Raw genomic sequence first — 25,534 nt, 5'->3', positions numbered from 1 at the left:
TGGAGGGATCAGGGGTAAAATTCAGGTACTTTTTCCCTGAAAATTAGGTAACTGACTACCTCAAAATCGGTAAAACCCTACACCCCACACCCCACACCCCACACCCTGCCCCCACCAACAAACTTTTTCAGCAGACCCTAAATAGCAGTTATCAGTTATCAGTGAGCAGGTTTAAGTTTTGAGTGATACTAAATCCGGTTATTAAAAACTGGTTATTTATTCCCCCTTTTGCCTTTTGCCGTTCGGCTGTCCTGATATATAGCCTATACTCAACGGATTTAGTATTATTCCGCCATCCGACGGGCATCGGTGGGGGACAAGAAATTAGTCTATTAGGAGTTTACCAAAATGTCAGAAGACAGATTAGAGCGGATCGAGAAAATAGTGGAATCGAACGCTCGCGCTATTCAAGCCCTAGCTGATGCCGTCGCTAGTGACCGCGAAGAACGCAAACAGGAGAAAAAAGGGCTTTACGATTACCTAGCTCGAATAGCAAGCGCACAATCAGATTTTTATGAGACTCAAGCCGATTTTTACCGGCATCTAGAGAGAATGGATGATCGACACGCTCAAATGATTGAAATCATCCGACAGATTAACGAGAACAGAAGCGATCAAGCCTAACCTCTAGAAGTTGCCCTTAGGCACGGCTACGGGCTTAATTAAGCCCGTAGATATTTTGATAATGAACGCTATAGCAGTTTTCATCAGAATGAGGCATGGGCAAGGAGCTTAAGTCCTTTGTTGGCAAAACTTGTCGATACCTCAATAACGTGAAAAGCGCTATGAATAGGGTTTGCGGCAAAAAGTTTTTCGTGGGGACAGGGTGTGGGGTGTGGGGTGTGGGGTGTGGGGTTTTAGCGGTTTTGAGGTGGCCAATTACCTAATTTTCAGGGAAAAAGTGCCTCAATTTTCCCCCTTATCACCTGAGTGCCTGGTACTTTTTGATTGACAAAAAGTCTAAAAGTCTTACCCAACAAGGTTTTTATAATTATTCAGCCAGCCCTAAATAGCAGTTTCCCAGCATCTTTTCACTGTTTACTGATCACTGATCACTGAAAAAGGCGGGATCGGCCGGGATCGAACCGGCGGCCTAGTGCTTAGGAGGCACTCGCTCTATCCAACTGAGCTACGACCCCAATTTTTTCCCTAACCATGATAAGACATCCACGGCTAAATTGCTGATTGCCATGGATTATTTAGGTTTTTTTTGGGGGGGTAATCTCGACTAATCCAGCAGAATAAGGCCTCGATACCCACCCCCTTTTTTGTTTTATGGCCGCAACCTTGGCAGTATGTTAATTTTATTTGCCCTTGAGGGCTTTTTGAAAATTCTTGCGGTAGGCGGGATTAACAGCCAACAGAAGCGGCCAGAACAGTGTTAGAGCTAAACGATTGGGTAAACTGGAACTAAAGTTAGTGCTTCTGTACCCATTCCAGAATTTCCAACCACCGACACCATAAAAAATTATTAAGATAAAAACAACGAGTCTCATGCCATCTCATCCTTGAATTTAGACAATTCACACCTCCCATTTTAAGCTTGGGTTTTGCCGACTTGGGAAAAGAAAATATTGTCCTGAATCCGGGAGACAGTGTTAGAATGCCGGTTAGGAACTAGCTCGATCGAGATAGGAAAACTAAAGCCAGAATTTGAAAAAAATATTTAAAAACGGCGAAAAGATAGCCTTGGGAGGAAGTTATGCGAGCGGTACTAATGGCAGGTGGTTCGGGGACAAGATTACGTCCGCTTACTTGTGATCTTCCCAAACCGATGGTCCCGATTCTCAACCGTCCGATCGCCGAACATATTATTAATTTACTGCGAAAGCATGACATTACTGAAATTATCACCACCCTGCACTATCTCCCCGATGTCATGCGCGACTACTTTCAAGACGGCAGCGACTTTGGGGTAAAAATCACCTACGCTGTCGAGGAGGATCAACCCCTAGGCACCGCAGGATGTGTGAAAAATATTGCCGAATGGTTAGATGATACCTTTCTGGTGATTAGTGGCGATAGTATCACTGATTTTGACCTGCAAAAAGCGATCGCATTCCATAAAAGCAAAAACTCGAAAGCAACCCTCGTCCTGACGCGGGTTCCCAATCCGATCGAGTTTGGGGTAGTGATTACCGACAAAGAAGGCAGAATTCGCCGTTTTATCGAAAAACCATCCACCAGCGAGATTTTTTCCGATACTGTCAACACCGGAACTTATATTCTCGAACCAGAAGTCCTCGATTATCTCCCCTACAAAGAAGAATCCGACTTTTCTAAAGATTTGTTTCCGCTGCTGCTGCAAAGGGGCGAACCTATGTATGGTTATGTGGCCGATGGTTATTGGTGCGATGTCGGTCATCTGGAGGCCTACCGAGAAGCGCAATACGACGCTTTATCTGGCAAAGTTAACCTAGAATTTCCCTATCGAGAAAAATCCCCCGGGGTATGGGTCGGTACTAATACCTATATCGATCCTAGCGCCCAGATCGAGGCCCCAGCCATGATCGGCAATCATTGTCGTATTGGTGCAAATGTTCTGATCGAGAGGGGTTCGGTTATCGGCGATAATGTCACCATCGGTGCCGGTTCCGATCTGAAACGTCCCATCCTCTGGAATGGTGTGGTGATCGGGGATGAGGTCAATTTAGCCGCTTGTACGATCGCTAGGGGGACCAGAATTGATCGACGGGCCCAGGTACACGAAGGTGCGGTGATCGGACAATTATCGATCGTGGGGGAAGAAGCGCAGATCAATTCCGGGGTGAGAGTCTGGCCGAGTAAACAGATCGAATCGGGAGCCATCCTCAATATTAACCTGATTTGGGGAAATACTGCCCATAAAAACCTCTTTGGTCAACGAGGAGTATCGGGCCTCGCTAACATCGATATCACGCCCGAATTCGCCGTTAAACTGGGGGCATCCTACGGTTCTATCCTGAAACCGGGGTCAACGGTAATCGTCTCCCGGGATCAACGTAGTGTCTCGCGCATGGTCAGTCGATCGCTGATTGCCGGTTTAATGTCCGTGGGAGTTAATATCCAAAACCTACAAGCGAATGCTTTACCGATTTCGCGGACTTTAGTGGCTAAATTAAACGTAGTCGGTGGCATTCACGTTCGTATTCATCCCGATCGCCCGGATTTTCTCTTAATCGAGTTTTTAGACGAAAAAGGGATTAATGTTTCCAAAGCGAGGGAAAAGAAAATCGAAGGGGCCTATTTCAAGGAAGATTTGCGACGGGTGGGAATGCAGGAAATCGGCAGTATGTCCTATCCGGCTGATATTCTCGATAATTACCGCAAAACCTTTGAAACTCAGCTAAATGTGGAGGCTATTCGCAATAGTGCTTCCAAAATCGTCATTGATTACGCCTACGGAGTCTCGGGAGCAATTTTACCAGAATTACTGGCTAAATTTGGCTGTGATGCCGTGGTTCTCAATGCCAGTTTACGTCAGAATGCCCTTTCCATGCAGGAAAGAGAGTTACTGATCCATCAATTGGGCCATGTGGTGGAGGCCCTGAAAGCGAACTTAGGCGTACAGGTTTCGGCCAACGGGGAACAGTTAGTCCTCGTCGATGAGAGTGGTTTATCGATTCGCGGGGAACAATTAACTGCTTTAATGGTGAATACAATTCTGACCGCCCATCCTCGCGGTACAGTGGTAGTGCCGGTTCATGCTTCTAGTGCCGTGGAACAGATCGCACGTCGTCACGATGGCCGGGTGGTGCGGACAAAAGCCAGTCCTAGCGCTTTAATGGAAGGATGTCAAACCAATCCTAATGTGGTTTTAGGAGGCTCTGGGCAAACTGGGTTTATTTTTCCGCAATTACATCCCGGTTTCGATGCTATGTTCAGCGTGGCGAAACTTTTGGAGATGTTAACCATTCAGGAACGTTCTCTAGCTCAGGTGCGGGCTGAGTTACCGCGCATTTACAATAAGAATACGGCGGTGCGTTGTCCTTGGAAAGTCAAGGGATCCTTGATGCGCTATCTGGTGGAGACTCACGCTACCGATAATCTAGAGTTGATCGATGGGGTGAAGGTGATTAATCCCCTTAATGATGACTGGGTGTTGATTTTACCCGATGCTGGAGAACCTTTAGTGCATATCTATGCTAACAGTGAGCAGCGGGAATGGGTCGATCGGACAATTAAAGAATATCGTCATCGTGTGCAGTATTTCGTCGAACATTACCAGGGCGAAATAGTGATGATTTAAGAGTTTTCTGCCCTATTAGCCCCGAAACTTGACTATGATGACTTTTTTGACCTAAAAGGTGGCGTAGCCCTGTAAATGCTCATTTTTCCCGCAAAAGGAAGGCGATTCGATCGGCCGCTGCCTCACCGGTGCGGATCGCTCCCTCAAAAAATCCCGGCCAGCGATCGGCCATTTCTGTGCCGGCCCAGTGAATCGGTCCGACGGGAGTAAAAAGAGCCTCGCCGAAACTTGTCCAGACTCCGGGGGGCATAAAAGCGGAATATGCGCCACCAGTCCAGGGATCCCCGGGCCAATCCACCTCATCGTAACTGATCGGGAAAAGGGCCTCTTGACCGAAATAAATAGCTAAATCCGAGAGGACGGCGGCACGGCGCGCCGGACTACTCATCGAGCGCCAACGACTATAGCGATCGCCAACCACAAAGGTGGCGATTACCCCGACACCGGTTTCGGGATCGGAACTATCGGCACAGAGTTCCAACCATTGACAATTCCCTTGAGCAAGTCCCGCTAGTCCCTGTTTTCGCCAGAAAGGTCGCTCATAGGAAATCAGGATTTTAGCGCAGCATCCCATCGGTACTCGTTGGGTTAGTTGTTGTCGCTGGGGTGGCAGCGGGGGATGATAAATAATGCGGCCGGCAAGATGGGGCGGCATGGCAATGATGGCAAATTTGGCGGTAAAAGTGTTCTGGGTGGTTTCTATGGTGACACCGGCCGAGTCATAATTAAGGCGAAAAACTGGTTCCCCCAATCGAATTCGCTCTCCTAACTCCGCTGCGATCTTGTCGGGAATTTGTCCGGCTCCGCCATGGATCAGTTCGGCTTCTGGATGTTCGGCCTGAGGGGCGCAATTTTGTCCCCAAAGAACGTGCAGCAGTGAGACTTGGTTGGGTTCGGCCGGCCCGAGAAAACCCACTGCACGCGCCATATAAGCAAAATACCATTGACCAAAATCTGTGCTGGTGTTTTCTTCAATCCACTGGGCAAAAGTTTTACTGTCTAGTTTTTTGGTGTGATCGTTGCTTTGGGGATAACCTGAAGGTAGGGTTTTGGTTAGTTCTTGAAAACGCGCCCATGCTGACATCGCATCTTGCCATTCTTCCGTGCCGATATCGGGTACTTCTCCCTCGTGGAAACCTTGAAAAAAACCATTGAATTCATAGCGTTTGTTGTTAAAGACTAGGACGGTTTTTCCCTGATTGGGAGAGGGAAAACGACGTATTTTATACTCGTCGAGGAGAGCTAAAAAACGCTCTTGGGTTGGACCCACCCACTGACCACCTCGATCGATCCACTGTCCGGAGGGGAGATATTGACCAGACATTCTGCCACCGTAACGATTTCGCGCTTCGATTACCAGAACTTGATGACCTCGCCTCTGGAGATTACGCGCGGCGATTAATCCTGCTAATCCCGCCCCGACAACGATACAATCATAGCTAGTCCACTGGAGATTTGTCATGATTTTAGCTCCACAGAATATTTTATAATTAACAATTATTATTCTCCCCGATTTTTCCCTCAGTTTCTCTATCCATTGGCTCTTTTGATTAAATTATCTGCTGCTATCAATGTTTGATCTTCTTAGCGATCGCTTAAGCCAACACCTAGAACAAATTGTCCGAGAAAGAAACCCTTTTTTCTCTAGTCAAGGACATTTTTATGTGCGAGAATACCTGCGGCAAGAGTTAGGCAATTGGGGAAAAGTTGAATCACATTTTTTCTCATTTCAGGGAAAAGTTTACGAAAATTTAATCTTGGATTTGCCTAACAACAGTCAAAAACCTCCGATTTTAATTGGCGCTCATTATGACACGGTGCCGGGGTCGCCGGGGGCTGACGATAACGCCACGGGATTAGCGGTATTATTAGAATTAGCGAGGTTTTTTGGGGAGAATCAGGCTAATTATCCAATTCGTTTAATTGCCTTCGATCTAGAAGAATACGGATTACTGGGGAGCATTGCCTACGCGGAAAAATTAAAACAAACTAAGCAGGATTTAAGGTTAATGTTATCCTTAGAAATGCTCGGTTACTGTGATAAAAATCCCCATTCTCAAAAATATCCAGCTTTTCTAGAATATTTTTACCCCAACACTGGGGATTTTATCGCTTTGATTGGCAATCTCAAAACCCGCAAGGATTTAAATTTTCTCAGTCGAGTCATGAGAGAAAATCAGACTCCCTGCGAATGGTTGCCGGTAATTTTTGGAGGTTATATCGTCCCCGATACTCGACGCAGCGATCATTCTCCTTTTTGGAGTCGCGGTTATTCGGCAATTATGGTGACAGATACGGCTAATATGCGTAATCCCTATTATCATAGTTCTCGGGATACAATCGCTACTTTGGACTTAAATTTCCTAACAAGAGTCTGTCAAGGTCTCTGTTTTGGATTGCAATCTTTACCGATGAGATAAAAGTTAGCGTTAGCGTAACGCACCAATCCCAGTTAGAAACCCAACATTATTGACGACATTGGTGTGGTTGGGTTTCGCTCAAGCGTCACTAATATTTGACAGACAAAAGTTATTATTGCTCAACCCAACCTACTGCTTAAGTCACTTGTCTTGGCAAAATTAAAGTCTATCCCGTGTTTTTCCATATCGATGTTGTTCTTTCGATCATCTCACTCAAACTGGATTTTTTGTACTTCACCGCCGAACAATTTTTAAAAATTCCCTTGGTGTAACGATCTCTGTTTTCCCATAGCGTTGCAGTATAAGCAAATCATTGTCACCAGTAATGAGATAGCGTGCTTCCCCACTGGTTGCCAGATTTAGGAATTTATTATCGTCTCGATCTCGGCAAATTTCAGTGTGGTCAGTAGGTCTAATCAGCAGCGAAATTTCCAAAATTCTTACTAGCAGTTGTCGGCGCTGCTCCAGTGTAATGTACCTCTCGAACTTTGGGAGAAGAAGTTTTGTGACCAACTCGCATATAGTTGCGGGACTTTGCAGAATAATAAAGTTATTAATCGCGTATTCTACAGCCAAAGCTGGTGTTGTCGTACTGCTTAAGGCGAAGCTTATCAAGACGTTCGTATCGATAACAATGGGTTCACGATTCATCTACTAAAAGCTCTTCCAACTTCTCATCAGTCAATCCCTGACTCTTGGCATAAGCACGAATTTCATTCACCACTTCCATCAAGGCTTGGGTGGTTTCGTCCTGTTCGTTCCCCGTCATCTCATGATTCTCGATTGTGAAATCGACACACGCATGAGCAGACAAACCTAACTGCTCGATCGCTGTGGGAATCTCGCTAATTTTAACGTTTCGGATCGTTGCTTTCATCGAAAATTTTGGGTCTGAAACCCCGTCGTAGAACGACGGCTTTACTGTTAAATATTAGCACATTTACGAAATATATGCTAAAATGTGAGGTTTAGTGCGGTTGGGTTTCGCTTAAGCGTCGCTAATAGTAGTATCCTAACATCGGCAACAAATAAACCTCCGCAAACCATCTGTAACCATTGCTGGCGAACAGAATTTCGTTGGACGATCAGTAATGTGGTCAAAACAGTTATCGTAGGGCGTTGACATATTTTTCCCTCCGAATCACTTATGATATCATTTTAACCGTTCAGGGGGCGGTTATCAAGTAGCCATTAGTTTTGTAATGGGGATTTATGCCCCGCTCCAAAAACTTTTCGTCTTAAGGCGAGGTTTTAGACCCGATTTTTTCGATAAAAGCAGACCACGGGGGAATTTTTCGCATCACCAAAGCTCTGCAAGAATTATCACTTTAAGCGGTGACATTTTCTGTTTCTACTGGTTGAATTTCTGGCATTTCTACTTTAATTAAACTTACTCTAGCACGATAAAGTAGTTTTTCCCCATGACGATAGCCCCGATAACGCACTAGAACTTGTGTACCGATTTCTGCCTGACCATCGATCAATTGATGGATTTGCGGATCATAACTCACATGATCACCGACACTGTCAATTGGTTGCACTCCCCAGCGCTCCAGTAACTGCATAATCGGTTTAACTAGGGAGAGGATTTTGACGGCTGCTAGGTCGGGATTTTTGCGGGCAACGGCCTCGGCCGTGGGCCATTGAACTAACCAAGATTCGATCGCTTCGATGCTTTGACGTTGAAATTCTGCGGCTAATTCGTCTTTTTGCTTATCTAATTTTTGCTGTAAATTTTGATACTCTTGTTCGAGAATTTTTAATTCCCCTGAATGATCCTCTGGCTGCATAGTCGGAATTTGAAAATGAGCGAGAAGCTCGCTAACTGGCAGCTGCAGCCCATTAGCTAATTTCACCAAAGATTCAGAGGATAATTTGGCGATTAAACCATGGCAAACTCTCTGTAATTGCCAAGAAGATAGACCCGATAACTGACTCAATTCTTCCAGATTTTTACAGCCAATTTTTGCCATTAACTGCTCTAATTTTTGCCGATGATATTTATATAAGGACTCATTCATGGGACTTCTCAGCTTAAGCGATGTGTTTAGCTAAAACAGATTTAGGAGCGCGACGAACTCGACAGAGAATTGTTTCTTTACCGAGACGCTGATGAGCGGCAAAGCGATGGCAACCAGAAAAACCGTAGTAGTTACCATCCACCTCCAAAACATCGATCGGTTCTCGTAATCCCTCCTCAGCGATCGATTGCATCAACTGATTAACTTTTTCGGGATCGGTTTGTCGCGGTAAAGGACGACGAATTTGGGACAGAGGAATGTTTTTAATTTCCATACTGTCTTTACTATAGCACATTTAGGCTAAACTGAAGATAAGTTGACTCGGTTGCTGATGCAGTGGTCTGTCTCGGTGCTGGCAGTTTTCTGGCCACAGACAAGATTTTATCACCCAATCCTCTCCTTTTCTGACTATGACTATTCCTCCTATCAATGAAAAAATTATCCGGCAAAATAGCACCAATGCTTCCTATCAGCGCGGTCAATATTATTACGATAGCGGTGCAGTTATTTCTCTTTGGCAACGGGGGCAAAATCTGCAAGCTTTAGTGAATGGTAGTGAGGTTAAACCCTATCGAGTTGCCATGGATTTTAACCAAGATAATCTTGAGAATGTCTCCTGTTCCTGTCCCTACGATTACGAGGGTTGGTGTAAGCATATTGTGGCGGTTTTATTAACCTGTTCTCGTCAACCAGAATTAATTATTAAAAAAGCCTCCCTAGAGGAGTTATTGACACCAATCGATGAAAGTAAATTAAGAAAATTACTTAATCATTTAGTGGCTAAACACCCAGAAATTATCGAGACAATTGATAAATTTTTATTTCCAGCTACCCCAGTTAATAAAGCGGGAGGTAAGATAACTATTAATGTCAAAGCTTATCGTAATACTGTCCGTAATGAACTGCGGCAATCCCTGCGAGCGATCGAAGAAGATTACTACGAAGAAGATCCAATTTCTAATGAAATTTATGCCCTAGTGGATGAGGCCCAAGATTATTATCAAAAGGGAGAACTGGATAATGCGATCGCTATTTTAGAAGCAATTATTAGCGCCTGTATCGAGGAATGGGATAATTTAGAAGATTACGGTGCTGTCAATGATGATTTAAGTGCCAGAATCGATCGAGTTTTAACTGCAGCAATTTTAAGTAAAGAATTTAATCCCCAAGAAAAGCAAGATTTAAGGGAAAAGATCGAGCAATGGCAAGATGAATGGAGTGCCGATTTTGAGATGAGTTTAGCAGCCTTACAACAGGGATGGGATGATCCAATTTTAGAGAAGATTTTACGGGGAGAATCGGCTAATTTTTCAGAAATGTGGTCAGGGAATATCCCCAATTATTCCCAAACATTGACTTCTATTCGCTTAGAAATTTTCGAGCAACAGGAAAAAGATCAGGAGTATTTGAATCTAGCTTTAGCTTCAGGACAAGTGGTAGAATACCTAACTAAGTTAGTCTATCTTGATCGCATTGACGAAGCGATGGCGGCGGCAAAAAATATGATAACTAAAAACGATGAAGCCTTCTTTTTTGCCAAAGCTTTACGCGATGAATCCGCACCAGAATCCGCCCTAATAATTGCCCGAAGTGGTCTAAATTTCCCAGGGAATTATTATTATCAATTAGCTCTCTGGACAAGTGAACTAGCGCAATCTTTAGGGGATATAGATACAGCTTTGGCTGCTAGAATTAAGGCATTTCAAGACCAACCTTCCTTTTCCCATTACCAAAAAATTGAGTCTTTAGCGGGGGAAGATTGGCCAGATTTAAAATTAGACTTGTTAGATTACTTGCGCGAGTTTAGCGGTGGACGTTCCACAGAGGCTAAAATCGATATATTTCTCCACGAAAATTTAGTTAGAGATGCAATTAAAGTCGTTTCTGATAATTCCTATGTCCAGTCTCACCTAATTTGGCGGATAATGGATGCGGCTGCTACCGTCGATCCTAACTGGGTGATCGATCACGCGTGTCCTCCTGCGGAAAAGATACTGGACGAAAAAAAGGCTGACCGCTATCAAGAAGCGATTAAATGGCTAAAAAAAGCTCGTAATGCCTTTTATATGTCGGGAAGACGGGAAGAATGGCAAACTTATCGGGAAAGTTTAATTAAGGAACACGGACGCAAATCGAAATTTATGGGGTTATTTAAATATCAGGATTTACAATGATTTAAGCTTCTAGCCGTCAGTTATCGGCTAAAACCGGGCTGTTTTTAGCTTGTAGAGCGGTAATTGTCCTAATCTTAGACCTAGTGACATTTCGGGGCAAAGTAGAGTATAATGGAAGATTGGTCTAAACTTATCTCCAGACTACTTATACTGAATATTCATTGTCAAAAAATATGACTGAAACTATTCGCTTTTTGATGTGTTCTCCCGATCATTACGATGTGGATTATGTGATTAATCCCTGGATGGAGGGCAACATTCACAAATCTTCCCAGGAAAAAGCTAGGCAACAATGGCAGCAGCTTTATCATGTTCTCAAAGATCGGGCGCTCGTGGATTTAGTCACACCAGAAAAAGGCTGGCCTGACATGGTTTTTACCGCTAATGCAGGTTTAGTTCTGGAAAAAACTGTCGTTCTCAGTCGCTTTTTACACAAAGAAAGACAGGGAGAAGAACCCTATTTTAAGCAGTGGTTTGAAGATAACGGTTTTACAGTTCACGAACTGCCCAAAGATTTACCCTTTGAAGGTGCAGGAGACGCATTATTAGATCGGGAAGGACGTTGGTTATGGGCAGGATATGGCTTCAGAACTGAGTTAGATTCCCACCCTTTAATCGCTAAGTGGCTCGATATCGAGGTTTTATCCCTACGTTTAATCGATGAACGTTTCTATCACCTTGATACCTGTTTTTGTCCCCTTAGTGGCGGTTATCTACTCTACTATCCCGATGCTTTTGATGCCTATTCTAATCGGTTAATTGAGTTAAAAATTCCCGAAGAAAAACGCATTATCGTTGAAGAAGCCGATGCGGTTAACTTTGCTTGTAATGCAGTGAATATCGGTCAAGTAATCGTCATGAATAAAATTAGTGACGATTTACAACATAACTTAGCTGCAAAAGGGTTTGAAGTGGTACAAACTCCCCTAACGGAGTTTTTAAAAGCAGGAGGTGCGGCCAAATGTTTAACCCTGCGTACCACGGAACCCTTAATTCCAGACCATCACGCTAATGTCACCATTGAAAGTCGCATTCTCCAGTTAGAAGGTCATCTGCTCGACGCGGGAATTATGAATAAAGCTCTCGATGTTGTGGTAGGAAATGGGGGCAGCTTCAAGGTTTTAAACTTCACCTTAGGGATTGAGCGTCAAAGTACCTCCTCGGCCGAAGTGCGGGTTTCTGCACCCTCTCACGAGGTAATGGAGGAGATCATGGTACAATTGATCGACCTCGGTGCGGCCGCTCGTCCCCAAGAAATCTGTGATGTCAATACCGCAGTGGTGGCACAAGATGGGGTCGCTCCCGATGATTTTTATGTCAGCACCATCTATCCCACGGAAGTGCGGGTTAACTGTGAATGGGTGCGGGTGGAAAATCAACGCATGGATGCAGCCATCGTCGTCACTGAAAGTCCAGAAGGCAAAACCGCGAAATGTACTCTGCTGCGGGATTTAAAAGCTGGCGATCGCGTCATGGTGGGAGTTGAGGGCATCCGTACTATCCGACAGGCGGAATCCAGGGAACAACGCAACAGCACTCAGGAATTTACCTTTATGGGTGCGGGGGTTTCCAGCGAGCGCCGAGTCGAGTTAACCGTGGAGCAGATTGCCTGGGAAATGCGTAAAATTCGCGACCAGGGCGGTAAAGTGGTAGTAACGGCAGGTCCGGTGGTCATTCACACTGGAGGAGCGCAACATCTCTCCCGTTTAATCCGCGATGGTTACGTTCACGCTTTACTGGGGGGAAATGCGATCGCAGTTCACGACATGGAACAGGCGATCATGGGTACTTCTTTAGGGGTAGATATGCAGAAAGGCATCCCCGTGCGCGGTGGCCATCGTCACCACCTCAAGATTATCAACCTCACCCGTCGCCACGGCAGCATCGCCAAAGCTGTATCGGCCGGGGTATTGACAAAAGGCGTAATGTATGAATGCGTCAAGAATAATGTCCCCTTCAGTTTGGCCGGTTCAATTCGCGATGATGGTCCGCTTCCGGATACGGAGATGGATTTAATTAAAGCACAGGAAGAATATTCCCGCTTAATTCAAGGTGCAGACATGATTCTCATGCTCTCTAGTATGCTCCATTCCATCGGTGTGGGCAATATGACACCGGCGGGGGTGAAAATGGTCTGTGTTGATATTAACCCGGCCGTGGTGACAAAATTAAGCGATCGAGGTTCTGTAGAATCCGTCGGTATCGTCACCGATGTGGGTTTATTCCTGAGTCTGTTAACCCAACAGTTGGATAAGTTAACCCGTCCCTTGGTAGAAACGGTTTAAAACCAATACTCTAAAACATAAAACTTATGAGCTTTGGGGGTATTTAAACCCCCTTTTTTGGGACTATTAACCCCTATCTCTATAGGTGAGTTAGCAATGGGTAACTAGAATAATAAAGGAGAACCATTGCCGAAAAACGAGAGCGCTATGCCAGAAGAAACTATTTGGATTATCACCGCAGAAGATACCCCCGTCACCCCCGATAAAGATGCGAAAGGAAACAATACCTATTACAATTCCTGGGACACGAGGAAAATTATCACCGAAGCTGCGACTCGTGGCGTAAAAGTGAGCATAGAGAAGCTAGAGACAGAACTTTCCCATTTTCTCCAGCTTATCGGCAAAGTCTTCAATCAAGCACAGAAACAGGTCAACCAACAAACCGGTTTTAAACTCGATGAAGTAGAGCTTTGCGTAGAGATTACCGGAGAAGGTGAAGTAAAATTATTAGGGACGGGGATTAAGACCGGCACCAAAGGCGGATTAACCCTAAAATTCAAGCGAGACGAGAAAAACACACCGACCGCAGACTAATGGCGAACTGGGCATTTATCATCGGCATTACAGCCTATAAACAGGGACACTTTAACAAGCTAGATTGCGCCATCGAAGACGCGAAGGCTATGTTTCGCTATTGTAAAGAAGAAGCCAAGTTTGACATGGTTTTCCTCTTTACCGATGATTCTGACCCCATTAAAACGCCTAGCGGTACTTTTCTAGAAACGAAACCCACCGCCACAAATTTAAAAATCTTCCTCCATGAATTTTTCGAGTCCCCGCAGTTGGAGACGGGGGATAACTTCTGGTTTTTCTTCAGCGGCCACGGATTACGACATCAGGAACAGGATTACCTCGTTCCCCACGATGGACACTCCCAATTGCTCCCAGATACCACCATTTCTCTCACCTATCTCACCCAACGCTTACGCAAATGCGGCGCGGATAATATCATTCTGTTGTTGGACTCTTGCCGTAACGAGACGCGATTCGGCAATAAATCCACGGGAGGAAAACCCCAACAGGGAGTGATTACCATCGCTTCCTGTAGTCCGGGGGAAGAATCCTATCAAATTCCCGCTTTGGGAATGAGTTCGTTTACCTACGCGCTTCTGGAGGCTTTGCGAATTGAGGGGGAAAGGAATTGCGCGACAGTGGAGAGACTTTGTAATCATCTATTCCATCGAGTTCCGGAAATCAACCGACAATACAACAAACCCCCGCAGACTCCCCACTCCACCGTCGAACCAAACTACAAAAATCATCTGATTCTGTTACCGAAACAGGCAACCCTCGCCGATATCGGGTTACTGCGAGAGGAAGCGTTAGATTTAGAAGGGGACGGGAGACTAGAAGAAGCAAAACAGTTAATGAGGCGAGTATTAGCCTTAGACCCCACGAATCCGAAGGTTTTAAAAGTTTATGACCGGATTACCCTGAAACTAGCACAACAACCCGTCCTACCGTCCCCTAAAACGGAACCGATAAATCGCGAGTCGGCGAAAACGATAACAGAAACCCCGAAACCCGCACCACCGCCAGAAATCGAACTAAAAAGCGCCAAAGGAATCGATTATCGAAACTTAGAAGATTTATTAAAACGGCAGCAATGGAAAGAAGCGGACGAAGAAACCGCAACAGTGATGCTACAGGCTGCCAACCGAACAAAAGAGGGATGGTTACGGGAAGAGGATATCGATAATTTTCCCTGCGAGGATTTGCGAACCATTGACCAATTATGGGTTAAATATAGTGGCGGTCGCTTTGGTTTTTCCGTGCAGGCGAAAATCTACCGCGAACTCGGTGGGACGCGGGAGTATAATAGAAGAGTTTGGGACGCTTTCGGAGATAGAGTAGGCTGGCGAGTGAATAATAGCTGGATATACTACAAAGATGTTACTTTTGACCTAAAAGCACCCCTAGGACACCTCCCATTTCACCTCCCGAAAGTTATTGAGTTGAGTAGGAAAATTAGAAAACTCTTCTCTCGCGTCGAGACTTGTAAAATGTAACATATAAAGATTACAGCCAATTTTTAAGAATTGTATCGGAGGGAAAACCAAATGCTAGAAATTAACAAAAGCTATGTATTAGACAAGGATCAAAAGCCGATTGCCGTTCAGATTCCCATTGCTGAATTTGAAAAAATCGAAGAAATCCTAGAGGATTACGGACTAGGAAAACTCATCGAAGAAGTTGAAAATGATCAAATCCTAGACAAAGAAAAAGCCTTACAATATTTAGAGTTGCTTAAAAATAAAAATGTAGAAGGTTGAATACAACAAGAGATTTTTAAAAGAATTAGCCTCTTTGCCAAAAGACATACAATCTCGTATTGAGTTGATCGTATTTTCCGAATTAGAAACTGACAATCCTTTTGAATTAGGCTATCTCGATAAAATGAAAGGACATAAAGATAAATATAAAATTAGAGTTGCAGATTATAGGATTGGACTGACTGTTGATAAACCCAATCAAACCATCATCTGTCAACGAGTCGCACATCGTAGAGAAATTTACAAAACTTTTCCTTGATAGAAAAATACCGCTATCTTTATCTGTCAATTGCTTTCTAATCATTTTAATCGATGAACAGGGGAATTGGAACTTTGAATTATGAAAAAATCACCTTCGGAAATGACTAACGCAGAACTCCGTCAGTATCTTTCGGAACATCGAAACGAAGAAGCTATTTTTAGTGAAGCACTAGAAGTATTATTAAGCCGAAAAAAAGACAGTTTTAAATATCCCGCACCTCAAACGATGTCCTATAAAGAAATAGAAACGATTTTCAAGGAAAAATTAAATCAAATAATTGAGGAATAGAAATCGTGTGTTATGCGATTATTATCGAAAAAGCTGAAAATAATTATTCCGCTTATGTTCCCGATTTACCCGGTTGTGTTACTACCGGTAAAACCCTAGAGGAAATCACAGAAAATATGAAAGAAGCAATTCAATTTCATCTGGATGGATTACAAGAGGAAGGGCTGCCAATTCCCCAACCAGCCACCTATTGCCAGTATATCGAAGCGTAACCGATCACCTGCATCCTGTCCGCGACTTTTATCTGTTAAGTGCGATCGCCGATCTTGTAGGGTGCGTTAACGCGCGTGTAACGCACCGCTAATGTTTGGGATAAAATGGAGAAGTTTCAATGCGATCAAGTCCAAGTGCGATCGCTCTGAGAAATGATCGAGGTCAAGCATGACAGTGCAACAACTTCGTTACAGAGATAGGATAGTAGAATAGAGGGGGCTACCATACCGCTGCTTCAGGCTTTGATTTAGTCTTGTCGATCAGTTATTATCATCAAAGAAAAAGTGTACTTGGATTCCACGGTTCCGAGTTATTACTTTGATGAGCGTGAAGCTCTAAAAACTTTTACCGAAATCACAAGGAAGTGGTGGTCGGAGATGTCCAGTTATTATGATTTATATATTTCGGATGCCGTGCTTCAAGAACTAACCAACGGAAACTATCCGCGTAAAGCTGAAATTATTCATTTGGTTTCGAGGATTCCTTTACTACCGCCGACTTCTGCTCTTGAACAAGTTGTCGAGTTTTATCTTGCCAACTATGTCATGCCAAGGTCTCTTGTGGGCGACGCTCTACATCTTGCCTATGCCAGCTATTTCGACATTCAATATCTCGTTACTTGGAATTGCAACCACCTAGCGAATGCTAACAAACGGAAGCATATTCGCGTTATCAATGCCCGCCTTGGTTTGTCAACACCTGAAATTGTCACACCACTTGAACTATTCAAAGAGGAGAATAACTTATGATCCACTCAGAGATTTTGCAAGAAAAAGATAAAACTCAAACAAGATTATCGGAGGAATGCACGTCTATCCATGACTATTTAGTTAAGTCTCGCATTGCTGCGGAAAAGGCTGCGGAATCCTACGGGTTTACTCTCAAGTATGCTGAAGAAATTCATAAAATTCGAGAAGAACACACCAAAGCTTTCAACGTCAACACAACAGCCTCTTAGGTTGGCTTGAGCGAAACGCTATAGATTGATTCTGATTAATTGCCAATTCATTGCCAACACAAGAGTTAGGGCGATAATGATTCATTGCTGTATGTAACAATACAGAATAAGTTTATCTCAGGAGTTCCACGGGATAAACTTACAAGTCTCTACCTATTGGATTATCGACTCACTTACGAAAGAAACAAGATTTGTGACTTTATTACCAGATTAAAAGAGTTAGACTATGAAATTTGATATGTTTTCCGAAGTTCAATTAACCGAAGATTTGCCAGAATCTAATTTGTCTCGTGGCACTCACGCGATTATCGTGGATTATTGTCCTCGACCCGAAGGCCAAGAGGATGGCTATGTTTTAGAAGTGTTAAATAATCAGGGAAAAGCCTATACAGTTATCGCTGTAGAAGTTTCCAAGATTGAATCGATTCAAAATCTTAAACAGGATGAATTTCAAATTATATAATTCTGTTATTCTTGGCTGTGATTTCCTAGAAAACTGAGGTTCAAGAAGCTTAACCCACCATCCTTTTTTTTGTGTATGTCTCCAGGGATGACGACTGTTTTCAGTTTGTTACTCTCAAGCGCCAATGAAATATTTACCGTCCGCTCTTTGGTGAAAGTTAGATAAGTTAAAATCAAAGAGAATATCCCTATCGCTACAATCTCAACTATCGATGAATCTCCTGAAAGATAGTAAAAAAATTCGTTTTGTTGACCTCTTTTGTGGTTTGGGAGGGTTTCGAGTGGCAATTGCACAAGTTTGTCGCCAAAAAAACTTAGAATCTGATTGTGTTTTTTCCTGTGATATAGATAAAGATGCTCAGTCAATTTATCAGGCTAATTTTGGCGACCAACCCCGGGGAGATATTACCGAAATCGCTGCCCTAGATATTCCCAATCACGATATTTTAATGGCGGGATTTCCCTGTCAACCCTTTAGTATTTGTGGTGATTTAAAGGGGTTTGAAGACACCAGAGGCACGCTATTTTTTGAGATTGCCCGCATTTTAAAAGCCAAACAACCCGCAGCATTTATTCTGGAAAATGTCAAGCAATTGCAGGGACATCAACAGGGAAAAACCTTAGAAGTTATTCTCGATACTCTGCAAGATTTAGATTACTATACCGATTATCGGGTTTTGAATGCGCTTAATTTTGGTTTACCGCAAAAACGAGAACGAATTTTTATCGTTGGTTTCCGAGAAGCGCGGGGTTTTATCTGGCCAAAACCAGCTTTATCTAGAACAACTTTAACGGAAATATTAGAAGAAAATGTCTCGGATTTTTATTATGCTTCCGAAAAAATTCAAAAAAGTCGCCTGCTGAAAAGAGAGGGAAAAAAACCTTATAGTGAACCGACTATCTGGCACGAAAATAAAGGAGGTAATGTCAGCGCTTATCCCTATTCCTGTGCCTTGCGAGCAGGAGCATCCTATAATTATTTGTTAGTGGATGGGAAAAGACGTTTAACAGCAAGAGAAATGCTACGTTTACAAGGTTTTCCCGATGATTATCAAATTGTCGGCAGTTATCAAACTATGCGAAAATTAACCGGTAATAGTGTGGCGATTTCCTGCGTAGCTGCTGTGGTTAATTCTGTGATCGAGTCTTTGTTAGATATTGAGCAAGCATCAACTAATTCAGGTGTGCTGAATAAATCTAAAAACCTTATCCAACACGGTTTTTAGATTTATTCAGCCAATCCTATCTATCTTGTCCGTCCATTGGGGTAGGTAGTAAGGATGTTTCCAGTAGGCGTAAAGTCTACTCCTCGGCGTGAGATTAATATTTAGTCGGATGAAACCTCAACTAAGCCAATATTATCGGCCATTTCTAGGCCATAATAGCCAGAAATTACTGTAATTTGATGGGCGGAGTCGGACTCGAACCGACATGAGGGGCTGCCTCGCCACATTTTGAGTGTGGTGCGTCTACCAATTTCGCCATTCGCCCTTGGCATTAGCTTTATCATTATAACCCATTTTTGGCCCTTTTAACAAATTGTGATAATCGGGGGAACTGGCCCACCGATCGATTTCTCGCGCACGCAGGACGGGGAGGGGATGGGTTAACTGTTGGGTTTGCAAACCCTTTAACATTTCCCCCATTTCCGAGGCACTGACGGCATCGTAGGACTTGGCCTGATCGATAAAGGCCTCTAAATTTAATAAAGGTGCGAGACTGGGGGAACCTCCGGCTAACTTCATTAACACCGACATGACGATTTTTGGGTCTTGAACTGCCAATAAAGCCGCTCGATCGCAACTAAACTCGGCGCAGCGCACCCATGCTAACATTCTCTCCTGTAGGGATTGTGCTAACATTGTCCCCCAATTGGGCAGTAATCCCGCCGCTAGAACCATAATATTGGCTAAAGTCAGATAAACGCCGTGTTCACATTTGAGATGACCTAATTCGTGGGCGATTACCGCTTGAATTTCTGCGGGAGTCAGCATTTCAATTAGGGAAGTGTGCATCACCATAAACGGTTTTTTGCCGCGCATGGCGAAGGTATAGGCGTTAGGAACGGGGTTTTGTTGAATGTATAATTGAGGTGGTTCTAAGTCGAGAATTCGGCAAGCTTCTAGGAGGAGATTATGCAGGTCGGGTAATTGTTTTTCCCCCACCAAAACACTAGCAGCAATGTTATTTAAGTAAAAGAATTCCTCAGCAACCGAACCTAATAAACTTCTCACGGCTATATCTAACCCAGGCAACTGTTTAAGGGAATTAGTGGCCTCTAGGTCGATGGGATGCCGAAAATCATTGGCTTTTAAGCCGAGTAATAACTGTTTTGATAATTCCATATTCTTATTCATTTAACCAAGCTTTGACGCGTTCTAAACTTTTCCAGTCCGGTTTTCTAGCTAAACCATCGGCGATATTTTCATCCACTTCTTGGCGAACTTCTTTGTTTAAACTAACTAATTGTTGCACCAGTTCGATATGTTCCCTAACTCCGGCGGTTTTGGTTTCCAACATAGCTAAAACCAAATTGATCCGGTTTTGGGGGGAAACTTTATCGAGTTTAACGGCTTTTTGGGCGGCTTTTAGGGCTAATTCCGGTTTATCGGTGAGCATATATAACCAAGCTAAACAGGACCAAACGGCGGCATTTTTAGGACTGCGATCGCTTAATTGTTTAAATTCCGGCAATAAACTGGCGGCGCTTTCTCCCTGTTGGTAGCGTTCTAAACCTTGTTCGAGGGTAAAATTGGCGGTTTCTGTCATTTTCAGTTGCGGGGTTAATCAAGGAGCAAATTTAACGGTTATCGGCGTATTACACAAAGCTAGTACAAATCACCTTTATCTAGTATTTTAGCAAAATTTGTCCCCTTGTCAGCAAAATTTTAAAAGACGATGCCGCGTTCTCGCCAGATCATCAATAGGCCACTCATCGAAACGAATAACATCACTGCTTGTTTAAATTGTTGGGGACTCATTTTTTCTAAAACTTTTTGTCCTAACCAATTGCCTGGCCAGGCCGCTAATCCTAACAATAAACCGTAACCGAGAAAGGGCAGATGTAAAACTCCAAAGGCTGCGTAGGCGATTAATTTGGCCACATGAACTACTACCATGTGAACGGATTTTGTTGCCACCATTGGTTCTTTAACTAGCCCATAGTTAATATAAAACAGGTTCATCATCGGGCCGGTACTACCGACTAATCCCGACAGGAAAGCGTAGATAAATCCCGATGGCATAAAATACCAAGTTTTAATCTCAAAAAAAGAATTTTCTTCTTGGGGAAATAATTGTTTAAGCGAGGATAAAACCAGAAAAATTCCCAAAACTAGCGGCAACCATTTAAATTGTAAATGGGCAAAGACAAAAGCGCCGAGGGTAGATCCCATAATTGCGCCGGGTAAGTACCACACCGTCGACGGCCAGTCAATGGCCCGCCAATACATTCCCATGCGTTGGACATTACCGATTAGCATCCCCGTGGTCAAAACTGGAGGAATGACGGCAGCATCGAGAAACCAACCTAAAACGGGGAGTAGAATCAGGGGGCTGCCCCCACCAGCAAGGCTACTAAAAAACCAAGCTAGACTACCTGCCAACATCAAGGTAACAATGATCATCGAGTTGTAAGGTTAATTCACAAAGAGTTACTTAATCTATTATGATATCTTCTTTGGGATCTTCATCGGTATAATGCCATTCCACATTGGGCATAGCCTCGAAAGCTTGCCGGACGTAATCTTCCCAGAGTTTCCGCATTTTGGCTAGGTAGGGATCTCCTAGGCGCAATTGTAACTTATGACGTAGGCTTAGGCTATTCGCTTCATACATACTCAAATAGATAGGCGGTCCGACGGAAATATTCGATTTCATGGTCGAATCGATGGAAAGTAAGGCACATTTGGCCATTTCCTCTAGGGGTGTATCATAGGTAATGGTACGATCGAGAATCGGTTTACCGTATTTAGTTTCACCTATCTGTAAAAAGGGCGTTTCTTTGGTTGCTTGAATATGATTTCCTTGGGGATAAATCAGGAATAATTGCGGTTCTTCTCCTTTAATTTGTCCCCCAAGAATAAACTTACATTTAAAATCAATATTATCTTTTTCTAGCCAAGTTCTTTCCCTAGCTTGTACTTGACGACTTTTATCACCGATATAGTGGGCGATATCGTAGAGATGAGTCAGAGAATGGAGATTTTTATCCTCTTGATTGTGCAGATCTCTTTTTAGTTCGTGAATCACTCCTTGGCTAATCGATAAATTCCCCGATGTACAGACCATAATTACTCTTTCTCCCGATACCGAAAAGTCAAATAATTTCCGATAGGCCGAGATATAATCGACTCCCGCATTCGTGCGAGAATCCGCCCCCATAACAATGCCAAAACGATTGATAATTCCTAAACAGTAAGTCATTTTCAGTAATCAGTAAACAGTAATCAGTGAACAGTAATCAGTGAACAGTAATCAGTAAACAGTAATCAGTAAACAGTAATCAGTAATTAGTGAAGAGTGAAGAGTGAAGAGTGAAGAGTGAAGACTGAGCGGTGAATAATATCATTTAAAGCTTAAAACTTAAAACTTTAATCTGATAACTAATCACTGATAACTAATCACTGATGACTGATAACTGATAACTGATAACTGATAACTGAATTAAGCCATAACCATGCCACCATCGACGTTAAAGACTTGACCAGTGATATAAATAGCGGCGGGATCGGCGGCTAAAAAACGCACCATGCCGGCGACTTCTTCCGGTTTTCCGTAACGGGATAAGGGAATATATTTGAGAATTTCATCTGCTTTGAGGTCATGAGTCATATCGGTTTCAATAAAGCCAGGGGCCACGGCATTAACAGTGATGCCTCGACTGGCAAATTCTTTGGCTAAAGTTTTCGTTAAACCGATAACACCGGCTTTAGCGGCGCTGTAATTAGATTGACCCGGATTACCCATCAAACCAGATACAGAAGTGATGTTAATTATGCGGCCGCTTTTCTGTTTTAACATCAATTTACCGACGGCACGAGTGCAAAGAAAAACTCCGGTTAAATTGAGATCGATGACCGCTTGCCAGTCTTCTAATTTCATTCTTAACATTAGGGTATCCCGGGCAATACCGGCATTATTAACTAAGACATCAATATGACCGAATTTTTGCTTAGTACTATCTACTAAATTATCCACTTCTTCGCTTTTAGCCACATCTGCTTGTAGAGCTATTGCCTTTCCCCCAGCTGCGGTAATTTCTTCAACAACGGCATCGGCAGCACTGCTAGATTTAGCATAGTTCACCACTACAGTAGCACCCTGGCTGGCTAATTCCAATGCGATCGCTTTACCGATCCCTCGCGAGGCCCCGGTTACTATGGCTACTTTGTCTTGTAAATGCTGGCATTCTGCGGGTAATAGTTTCATAATTTTCTGCATTCCCCAAATAATCGTCAAATCTCAAGAGAAAACTTTGTACTGATAACTTTGCTCAAAACAATTCATTATCTCACAAGCGGGTTAATCTGACCGCAGCCATCCTCAAGTGCGATCGCTTTGTCCCCACTTTCCTCTATAGTATCAGGGAGAATTGGCTGCCACTAATTGATCGAGTTGCTGCTGCATCAAATAACAGACTTTCTCATAACATTCGCGTACATAACGGCGGTCCCGGGCTGCTTTTTTGCCGTAACGTTCAAAAATAATTGGGGGACAAACCCGCGTCTGTATCGGTACGGGTAAGGGAATATTCGGCAGGGGACCGATAGCTAGTCCCCAGGGTAAACCGAAATAGATGGGACAAGTCCCGGGGTCAATACCGAAAGGCCAAGGCATACCCTGTTTATGCAATTCTTTTAATTGAGGATAAATATCTTCGAGGACAAACAGGGTCGAGTGAGCGCCGTGGGAAATGGCGGGAATAATCGGCACTTCGTACTGTAAAGCTAGTTTAACAAAAGCTTGATTACCGGCAAAATGAATTTTATTTCTTAAACTGTGGGGACGGAAAACATCCGTAGCACCCCCTGGATAAATTAAGACACTAGCGCCACTATTTAAAGCAGCGATCGCCATTTTCGGATGAGCATGAATGGCCCCCATTTGGGCCACTAGATGCGCTTGGGATGGAAAAACTCGCCAGACTCGCGAATCCATCAAACCATAGACTAAGCGATCGCTGCCAAAGCGTTGAAACCAATCATACATCATCATAAACATATCGGGAGCCGCTAAACCGCCGTTATGGGAGCCGATGAATAATACCTGTCCTGAGGGGGGAATATTTTCCCAACCATCGGTTTTAACCCGAAAATAATGGTGATAAAACCAATCCAGAAGGGGGACAAATTTTTCGATCACTTGCGGATCGCGATCCTCTAATGACCAACCGGTGAGGGTATCAACAGGGGCATTCGCCGCTTGTAGGGATAATTCGGCAAAAGTGGCCGTAGATGAGACAAAAGAGCTAAAAATCTGCATTGATGGCCAGTGGATAATTTAATCGCATCTTATTATCGCAAATTTCGGTTAAAAAACCCGCCATTTTAGAACGGCTTTCCTCGATAATTCTATCATTTTTAATGTCTAATCTTCACAGTTGAACCAATTTTTATCTAATAATTGCTCTAAACTGTAAGGACATTCTGAGGGAAAATCGCCAGAAAAACCAGTTTTTTGTTGAACATAATCGAAAGCATCCTGATAGATTATCGGTAATTCCTCAGCCAAATAATTCTGTAAATTCGTCGTTAAACATTTTCTTAATTGCGTGCGAAAACTGATAATTTCCGCTCGCCAATGATTCCGATTTATTTCTGCTTCTGTTGTCCAATATTGTAAAAGTAATAAATGCCTGATCACTTGTTCAAGTAAGCTACTGACTCGGTTTTTATCTCTTTTACTCAAGCTTTCTAATTCCTCAATTAAATGGATTACATCTAATTCATCTAAGCGATTTTCCTTGAGGATTTTTATTGTTTTATCTAACCAAAGATGTTGATCAATTTCGTAAAGTAGGGGAAGGGTTTCTCCTCCCTCTACTTGCCAGGGATTCTGATTTAAAGTTTTCATTTCGTTGTGGGCGGTTCTTAATAGGAGATAAATACCCTCATATATATATTAGGCGACTTTCTCCTAATTTTGATAGTGAGACGGGAAAAATTACCGCGCAGGCACCCCAAGCAAATTCTCATGATTGCATACCCAAACGGTATGAGGACAAATGTTGTCACAGTCAGGAAGTTGTAAATACCTTTGTCCGATGCGAATTTGAGATGAAATACCATCCATGACTTTGTTTATTGACTCCACCTCGCAATTAAGATGCTCTATCTGCTCTGAATACAATTTAATTTGGTATAAGCAGAAGTCCCTCGCTTTTAGCGATGGGACTTCTGCTGACACTCAGTTAAATGCAGTAAGAGCTTATTGCCTCAAACCAGAGGATGTCACAGCACTATATTGGTGACAGGTAAACTATACACTCCAGCGACCGCCAATTGAAAGTCGCTGACTGCATCACCGTTGGTATCCCCGCAAAGGAGACCGCCGTAAAAGCGCAGTTGTCCCGCTTGACCTGAAAAATCCGAGGCACCAATAAACGTGAAACTCTGATTACCATCGTTGAGGAAGTTGGCATCAATACCAGAGATGTCAATAGTATCAAGACCAGTATTGAAATCGAGGATATTGTCTTGGTTTGCACCTTGACCGATTTCATCAACGGTGTTGAAGATAAAACGGTCCGGACCTTCACCTCCCGTTAGTTGATCTGACCCTAATCCTCCGATAAGAATGTCCTCACCACTACCGCCGTTAAGTTTGTCCTCACTACCGCCACCAATAATGACATCATTACCAGTGCTACCGGTGATAGTATCATTCCCCCAATAGCCATTGATTTGGATATTGTCACCGACAAAAGCAGTATTAGAGAAGTCGAGGGTA

At 43.4% G+C, this 25,534-nt stretch carries 29 protein-coding genes and 2 tRNA genes; 15 read left to right on the top strand and 16 right to left on the bottom strand.

Features of this window, described 5'->3' with window-relative positions; translation table 11 throughout:
• Positions 1–348: 348 nt before the first annotated feature.
• Positions 349–624, top strand: coding sequence for a hypothetical protein (locus IM496_RS17865; RefSeq protein ID WP_002795807.1), 276 nt, complete (start codon positions 349–351; stop codon positions 622–624).
• A 441-nt stretch (positions 625–1,065) separates the two neighbouring features.
• On the opposite strand, the gene IM496_RS17860 is transcribed toward IM496_RS17865, so the two are convergent.
• Together IM496_RS17860 and IM496_RS17855 are read right to left on the bottom strand one after the other, a co-directional pair.
• Positions 1,066–1,139 (bottom strand) — tRNA-Arg (locus tag IM496_RS17860).
• 165 nt (positions 1,140–1,304) lie between these two features.
• Positions 1,305–1,496, bottom strand: a complete 192-nt coding sequence (locus tag IM496_RS17855) for a hypothetical protein (protein ID WP_104396538.1) — start codon at positions 1,494–1,496, stop codon at positions 1,305–1,307.
• Positions 1,497–1,702: 206 nt separating this feature from the next.
• Here IM496_RS17855 and IM496_RS17850 point away from each other — a divergent pair, with 206 nt between their 5' ends.
• Complete coding sequence (locus IM496_RS17850; RefSeq protein WP_287662784.1) at positions 1,703–4,228, top strand: mannose-1-phosphate guanyltransferase; 2,526 nt, start codon at positions 1,703–1,705, stop codon at positions 4,226–4,228.
• Positions 4,229–4,307: 79 nt separating this feature from the next.
• Here the strand turns inward: IM496_RS17850 and IM496_RS17845 are convergent, their stop codons facing one another.
• Complete coding sequence (locus IM496_RS17845; RefSeq protein WP_287662783.1) at positions 4,308–5,690, bottom strand: flavin monoamine oxidase family protein; 1,383 nt, start codon at positions 5,688–5,690, stop codon at positions 4,308–4,310.
• 109 nt (positions 5,691–5,799) lie between these two features.
• On the opposite strand from IM496_RS17845, the gene IM496_RS17840 reads away from it, so the two are divergent.
• The gene (locus tag IM496_RS17840; RefSeq protein ID WP_287662782.1) at positions 5,800–6,648 is read left to right on the top strand and encodes a M28 family metallopeptidase; all 849 of its coding nucleotides are present in this window, start codon (positions 5,800–5,802) and stop codon (positions 6,646–6,648) included.
• 234 nt (positions 6,649–6,882) lie between these two features.
• On the opposite strand, the gene IM496_RS17835 is transcribed toward IM496_RS17840, so the two are convergent.
• The 4 genes from IM496_RS17835 to IM496_RS17820 form a co-directional block, all read right to left on the bottom strand.
• The gene (locus IM496_RS17835) at positions 6,883–7,299 is read right to left on the bottom strand and encodes a putative toxin-antitoxin system toxin component, PIN family (RefSeq protein ID WP_061433419.1); all 417 of its coding nucleotides are present in this window, start codon (positions 7,297–7,299) and stop codon (positions 6,883–6,885) included.
• Positions 7,289–7,525 (bottom strand): hypothetical protein, encoded by a 237-nt coding sequence (locus IM496_RS17830; RefSeq protein WP_002763414.1) that lies wholly within the window; start codon positions 7,523–7,525, stop codon positions 7,289–7,291. Before IM496_RS17830 ends, IM496_RS17835 begins: the two co-directional genes overlap by 11 nt.
• Positions 7,526–7,976: 451 nt before the next feature.
• Positions 7,977–8,669: a helix-turn-helix domain-containing protein gene (locus tag IM496_RS17825; RefSeq protein WP_287662779.1), complete on the bottom strand. Its 693-nt coding sequence runs from the start codon at positions 8,667–8,669 to the stop codon at positions 7,977–7,979.
• A 13-nt stretch (positions 8,670–8,682) separates the two neighbouring features.
• A complete protein-coding gene (locus IM496_RS17820; protein ID WP_041804185.1) occupies positions 8,683–8,964 on the bottom strand; it encodes a ParB N-terminal domain-containing protein in 282 nt (93 codons plus the stop codon).
• Positions 8,965–9,079: 115 nt separating this feature from the next.
• Here IM496_RS17820 and IM496_RS17815 point away from each other — a divergent pair, with 115 nt between their 5' ends.
• The 12 genes from IM496_RS17815 (at position 9,080) to IM496_RS17760 (ending at position 18,810) form a co-directional block, all read left to right on the top strand.
• A complete protein-coding gene (locus IM496_RS17815; RefSeq protein ID WP_287662777.1) occupies positions 9,080–10,843 on the top strand; it encodes an SWIM zinc finger family protein in 1,764 nt (587 codons plus the stop codon).
• Positions 10,844–11,016: 173 nt separating this feature from the next.
• Entirely contained in the window at positions 11,017–13,128 is a 2,112-nt protein-coding gene (gene argZ / locus IM496_RS17810) for a bifunctional arginine dihydrolase/ornithine cyclodeaminase (RefSeq protein ID WP_287662776.1), read from the top strand.
• A gap of 147 nt (positions 13,129–13,275) precedes the next feature.
• Positions 13,276–13,662: a Pepco domain-containing protein gene (locus tag IM496_RS17805; RefSeq protein ID WP_287662775.1), complete on the top strand. Its 387-nt coding sequence runs from the start codon at positions 13,276–13,278 to the stop codon at positions 13,660–13,662.
• Entirely contained in the window at positions 13,662–15,137 is a 1,476-nt protein-coding gene (locus IM496_RS17800; RefSeq protein ID WP_287662774.1) for a GUN4 domain-containing protein, read from the top strand. The genes IM496_RS17805 and IM496_RS17800 overlap by 1 nt, the downstream gene beginning before the upstream one ends.
• 51 nt (positions 15,138–15,188) lie before the next feature.
• Positions 15,189–15,401 carry a RelB antitoxin-like protein gene (locus tag IM496_RS17795; RefSeq protein ID WP_002743287.1) on the top strand — a complete coding sequence of 71 codons (213 nt, stop codon included), beginning with the start codon at positions 15,189–15,191 and terminating at the stop codon, positions 15,399–15,401.
• Positions 15,402–15,435: 34 nt separating this feature from the next.
• Complete coding sequence (locus IM496_RS17790; RefSeq protein ID WP_287662772.1) at positions 15,436–15,660, top strand: type II toxin-antitoxin system RelE family toxin; 225 nt, start codon at positions 15,436–15,438, stop codon at positions 15,658–15,660.
• Between the two features lie 81 nt (positions 15,661–15,741).
• Positions 15,742–15,951, top strand: coding sequence for a DUF6887 family protein (locus IM496_RS17785; RefSeq protein ID WP_149989501.1), 210 nt, complete (start codon positions 15,742–15,744; stop codon positions 15,949–15,951).
• A gap of 5 nt (positions 15,952–15,956) precedes the next feature.
• A complete protein-coding gene (locus IM496_RS17780; protein WP_061433427.1) occupies positions 15,957–16,163 on the top strand; it encodes a type II toxin-antitoxin system HicB family antitoxin in 207 nt (68 codons plus the stop codon).
• A 273-nt stretch (positions 16,164–16,436) separates the two neighbouring features.
• Positions 16,437–16,913 (top strand): type II toxin-antitoxin system VapC family toxin, encoded by a 477-nt coding sequence (locus tag IM496_RS17775; protein WP_002763393.1) that lies wholly within the window; start codon positions 16,437–16,439, stop codon positions 16,911–16,913.
• Positions 16,910–17,122 (top strand): hypothetical protein, encoded by a 213-nt coding sequence (locus IM496_RS17770; RefSeq protein WP_002763392.1) that lies wholly within the window; start codon positions 16,910–16,912, stop codon positions 17,120–17,122. The genes IM496_RS17775 and IM496_RS17770 overlap by 4 nt, the downstream gene beginning before the upstream one ends.
• A gap of 226 nt (positions 17,123–17,348) precedes the next feature.
• Positions 17,349–17,585, top strand: a complete 237-nt coding sequence (locus tag IM496_RS17765; RefSeq protein WP_002731660.1) for a DUF4926 domain-containing protein — start codon at positions 17,349–17,351, stop codon at positions 17,583–17,585.
• Positions 17,586–17,796: 211 nt separating this feature from the next.
• Positions 17,797–18,810, top strand: a complete 1,014-nt coding sequence (locus tag IM496_RS17760; RefSeq protein ID WP_287662766.1) for a DNA cytosine methyltransferase — start codon at positions 17,797–17,799, stop codon at positions 18,808–18,810.
• Between the two features lie 180 nt (positions 18,811–18,990).
• Here IM496_RS17760 and IM496_RS17755 read toward each other — a convergent pair.
• The 9 genes from IM496_RS17755 to IM496_RS17715 all read right to left on the bottom strand — a co-directional run.
• A tRNA-Leu gene (locus IM496_RS17755) sits at positions 18,991–19,075 on the bottom strand.
• Positions 19,054–19,941 (bottom strand): M48 family metallopeptidase, encoded by an 888-nt coding sequence (locus tag IM496_RS17750; RefSeq protein WP_194014467.1) that lies wholly within the window; start codon positions 19,939–19,941, stop codon positions 19,054–19,056. Before IM496_RS17750 ends, IM496_RS17755 begins: the two co-directional genes overlap by 22 nt.
• Complete coding sequence (locus IM496_RS17745) at positions 19,934–20,353, bottom strand: tetratricopeptide repeat protein (protein WP_002766728.1); 420 nt, start codon at positions 20,351–20,353, stop codon at positions 19,934–19,936. The genes IM496_RS17750 and IM496_RS17745 overlap by 8 nt, the downstream gene beginning before the upstream one ends.
• A 119-nt stretch (positions 20,354–20,472) precedes the next feature.
• Positions 20,473–21,210: a sulfite exporter TauE/SafE family protein gene (locus IM496_RS17740; RefSeq protein WP_287662764.1), complete on the bottom strand. Its 738-nt coding sequence runs from the start codon at positions 21,208–21,210 to the stop codon at positions 20,473–20,475.
• Between the two features lie 31 nt (positions 21,211–21,241).
• A complete protein-coding gene (locus IM496_RS17735; protein WP_002782847.1) occupies positions 21,242–22,009 on the bottom strand; it encodes a proteasome-type protease in 768 nt (255 codons plus the stop codon).
• Positions 22,010–22,249: 240 nt separating this feature from the next.
• Entirely contained in the window at positions 22,250–23,026 is a 777-nt protein-coding gene (gene fabG, locus IM496_RS17730) for a 3-oxoacyl-[acyl-carrier-protein] reductase (RefSeq protein ID WP_002775997.1), read from the bottom strand.
• A gap of 141 nt (positions 23,027–23,167) precedes the next feature.
• The gene (locus tag IM496_RS17725; protein WP_287662763.1) at positions 23,168–24,067 is read right to left on the bottom strand and encodes a lysophospholipid acyltransferase family protein; all 900 of its coding nucleotides are present in this window, start codon (positions 24,065–24,067) and stop codon (positions 23,168–23,170) included.
• 105 nt (positions 24,068–24,172) lie between these two features.
• Positions 24,173–24,658 carry a DUF29 domain-containing protein gene (locus IM496_RS17720; protein WP_002782854.1) on the bottom strand — a complete coding sequence of 162 codons (486 nt, stop codon included), beginning with the start codon at positions 24,656–24,658 and terminating at the stop codon, positions 24,173–24,175.
• Between the two features lie 377 nt (positions 24,659–25,035).
• Positions 25,036–25,534: M10 family metallopeptidase C-terminal domain-containing protein (locus IM496_RS17715; protein WP_353737647.1), on the bottom strand; the 499-nt coding region annotated here is incomplete at its 5' end.

Origin of the sequence: Microcystis sp. M049S2 (assembly GCF_020245625.1) — a bacterium.
In the GTDB taxonomy this organism is placed as follows: Bacteria; Cyanobacteriota; Cyanobacteriia; order Cyanobacteriales; family Microcystaceae; genus Microcystis; species Microcystis ichthyoblabe_A.
The sequence above is the reverse complement of the archived record's forward strand: the minus strand, read 5'-3'. Positions and strand labels throughout refer to the sequence as shown.

Coding starts and splice junctions, on each gene's coding strand:
- IM496_RS17850 (WP_287662784.1), top strand. CDS start 1,703: ATGCGAGCGGTACTAATGGCAGGTGGTTCGGGGACAAGATTACGTCCG.
- argZ (WP_287662776.1), top strand. CDS start 11,017: ATGACTGAAACTATTCGCTTTTTGATGTGTTCTCCCGATCATTACGAT.
- IM496_RS17865 (WP_002795807.1), top strand. CDS start 349: ATGTCAGAAGACAGATTAGAGCGGATCGAGAAAATAGTGGAATCGAAC.
- IM496_RS17750 (WP_194014467.1), bottom strand. CDS start 19,941: ATGAATAAGAATATGGAATTATCAAAACAGTTATTACTCGGCTTAAAA.
- IM496_RS17815 (WP_287662777.1), top strand. CDS start 9,080: ATGACTATTCCTCCTATCAATGAAAAAATTATCCGGCAAAATAGCACC.
- IM496_RS17835 (WP_061433419.1), bottom strand. CDS start 7,299: ATGAATCGTGAACCCATTGTTATCGATACGAACGTCTTGATAAGCTTC.
- fabG (WP_002775997.1), bottom strand. CDS start 23,026: ATGCAGAAAATTATGAAACTATTACCCGCAGAATGCCAGCATTTACAA.
- IM496_RS17720 (WP_002782854.1), bottom strand. CDS start 24,658: ATGAAAACTTTAAATCAGAATCCCTGGCAAGTAGAGGGAGGAGAAACC.
- IM496_RS17745 (WP_002766728.1), bottom strand. CDS start 20,353: ATGACAGAAACCGCCAATTTTACCCTCGAACAAGGTTTAGAACGCTAC.
- IM496_RS17760 (WP_287662766.1), top strand. CDS start 17,797: ATGAATCTCCTGAAAGATAGTAAAAAAATTCGTTTTGTTGACCTCTTT.
- IM496_RS17855 (WP_104396538.1), bottom strand. CDS start 1,496: ATGAGACTCGTTGTTTTTATCTTAATAATTTTTTATGGTGTCGGTGGT.
- IM496_RS17800 (WP_287662774.1), top strand. CDS start 13,662: ATGGCGAACTGGGCATTTATCATCGGCATTACAGCCTATAAACAGGGA.
- IM496_RS17845 (WP_287662783.1), bottom strand. CDS start 5,690: ATGACAAATCTCCAGTGGACTAGCTATGATTGTATCGTTGTCGGGGCG.
- IM496_RS17795 (WP_002743287.1), top strand. CDS start 15,189: ATGCTAGAAATTAACAAAAGCTATGTATTAGACAAGGATCAAAAGCCG.
- IM496_RS17735 (WP_002782847.1), bottom strand. CDS start 22,009: ATGACTTACTGTTTAGGAATTATCAATCGTTTTGGCATTGTTATGGGG.
- IM496_RS17770 (WP_002763392.1), top strand. CDS start 16,910: ATGATCCACTCAGAGATTTTGCAAGAAAAAGATAAAACTCAAACAAGA.
- IM496_RS17820 (WP_041804185.1), bottom strand. CDS start 8,964: ATGTGCTATAGTAAAGACAGTATGGAAATTAAAAACATTCCTCTGTCC.
- IM496_RS17805 (WP_287662775.1), top strand. CDS start 13,276: ATGCCAGAAGAAACTATTTGGATTATCACCGCAGAAGATACCCCCGTC.
- IM496_RS17740 (WP_287662764.1), bottom strand. CDS start 21,210: ATGATCATTGTTACCTTGATGTTGGCAGGTAGTCTAGCTTGGTTTTTT.
- IM496_RS17765 (WP_002731660.1), top strand. CDS start 17,349: ATGAAATTTGATATGTTTTCCGAAGTTCAATTAACCGAAGATTTGCCA.
- IM496_RS17840 (WP_287662782.1), top strand. CDS start 5,800: ATGTTTGATCTTCTTAGCGATCGCTTAAGCCAACACCTAGAACAAATT.
- IM496_RS17725 (WP_287662763.1), bottom strand. CDS start 24,067: ATGCAGATTTTTAGCTCTTTTGTCTCATCTACGGCCACTTTTGCCGAA.
- IM496_RS17785 (WP_149989501.1), top strand. CDS start 15,742: ATGAAAAAATCACCTTCGGAAATGACTAACGCAGAACTCCGTCAGTAT.
- IM496_RS17830 (WP_002763414.1), bottom strand. CDS start 7,525: ATGAAAGCAACGATCCGAAACGTTAAAATTAGCGAGATTCCCACAGCG.
- IM496_RS17825 (WP_287662779.1), bottom strand. CDS start 8,669: ATGAATGAGTCCTTATATAAATATCATCGGCAAAAATTAGAGCAGTTA.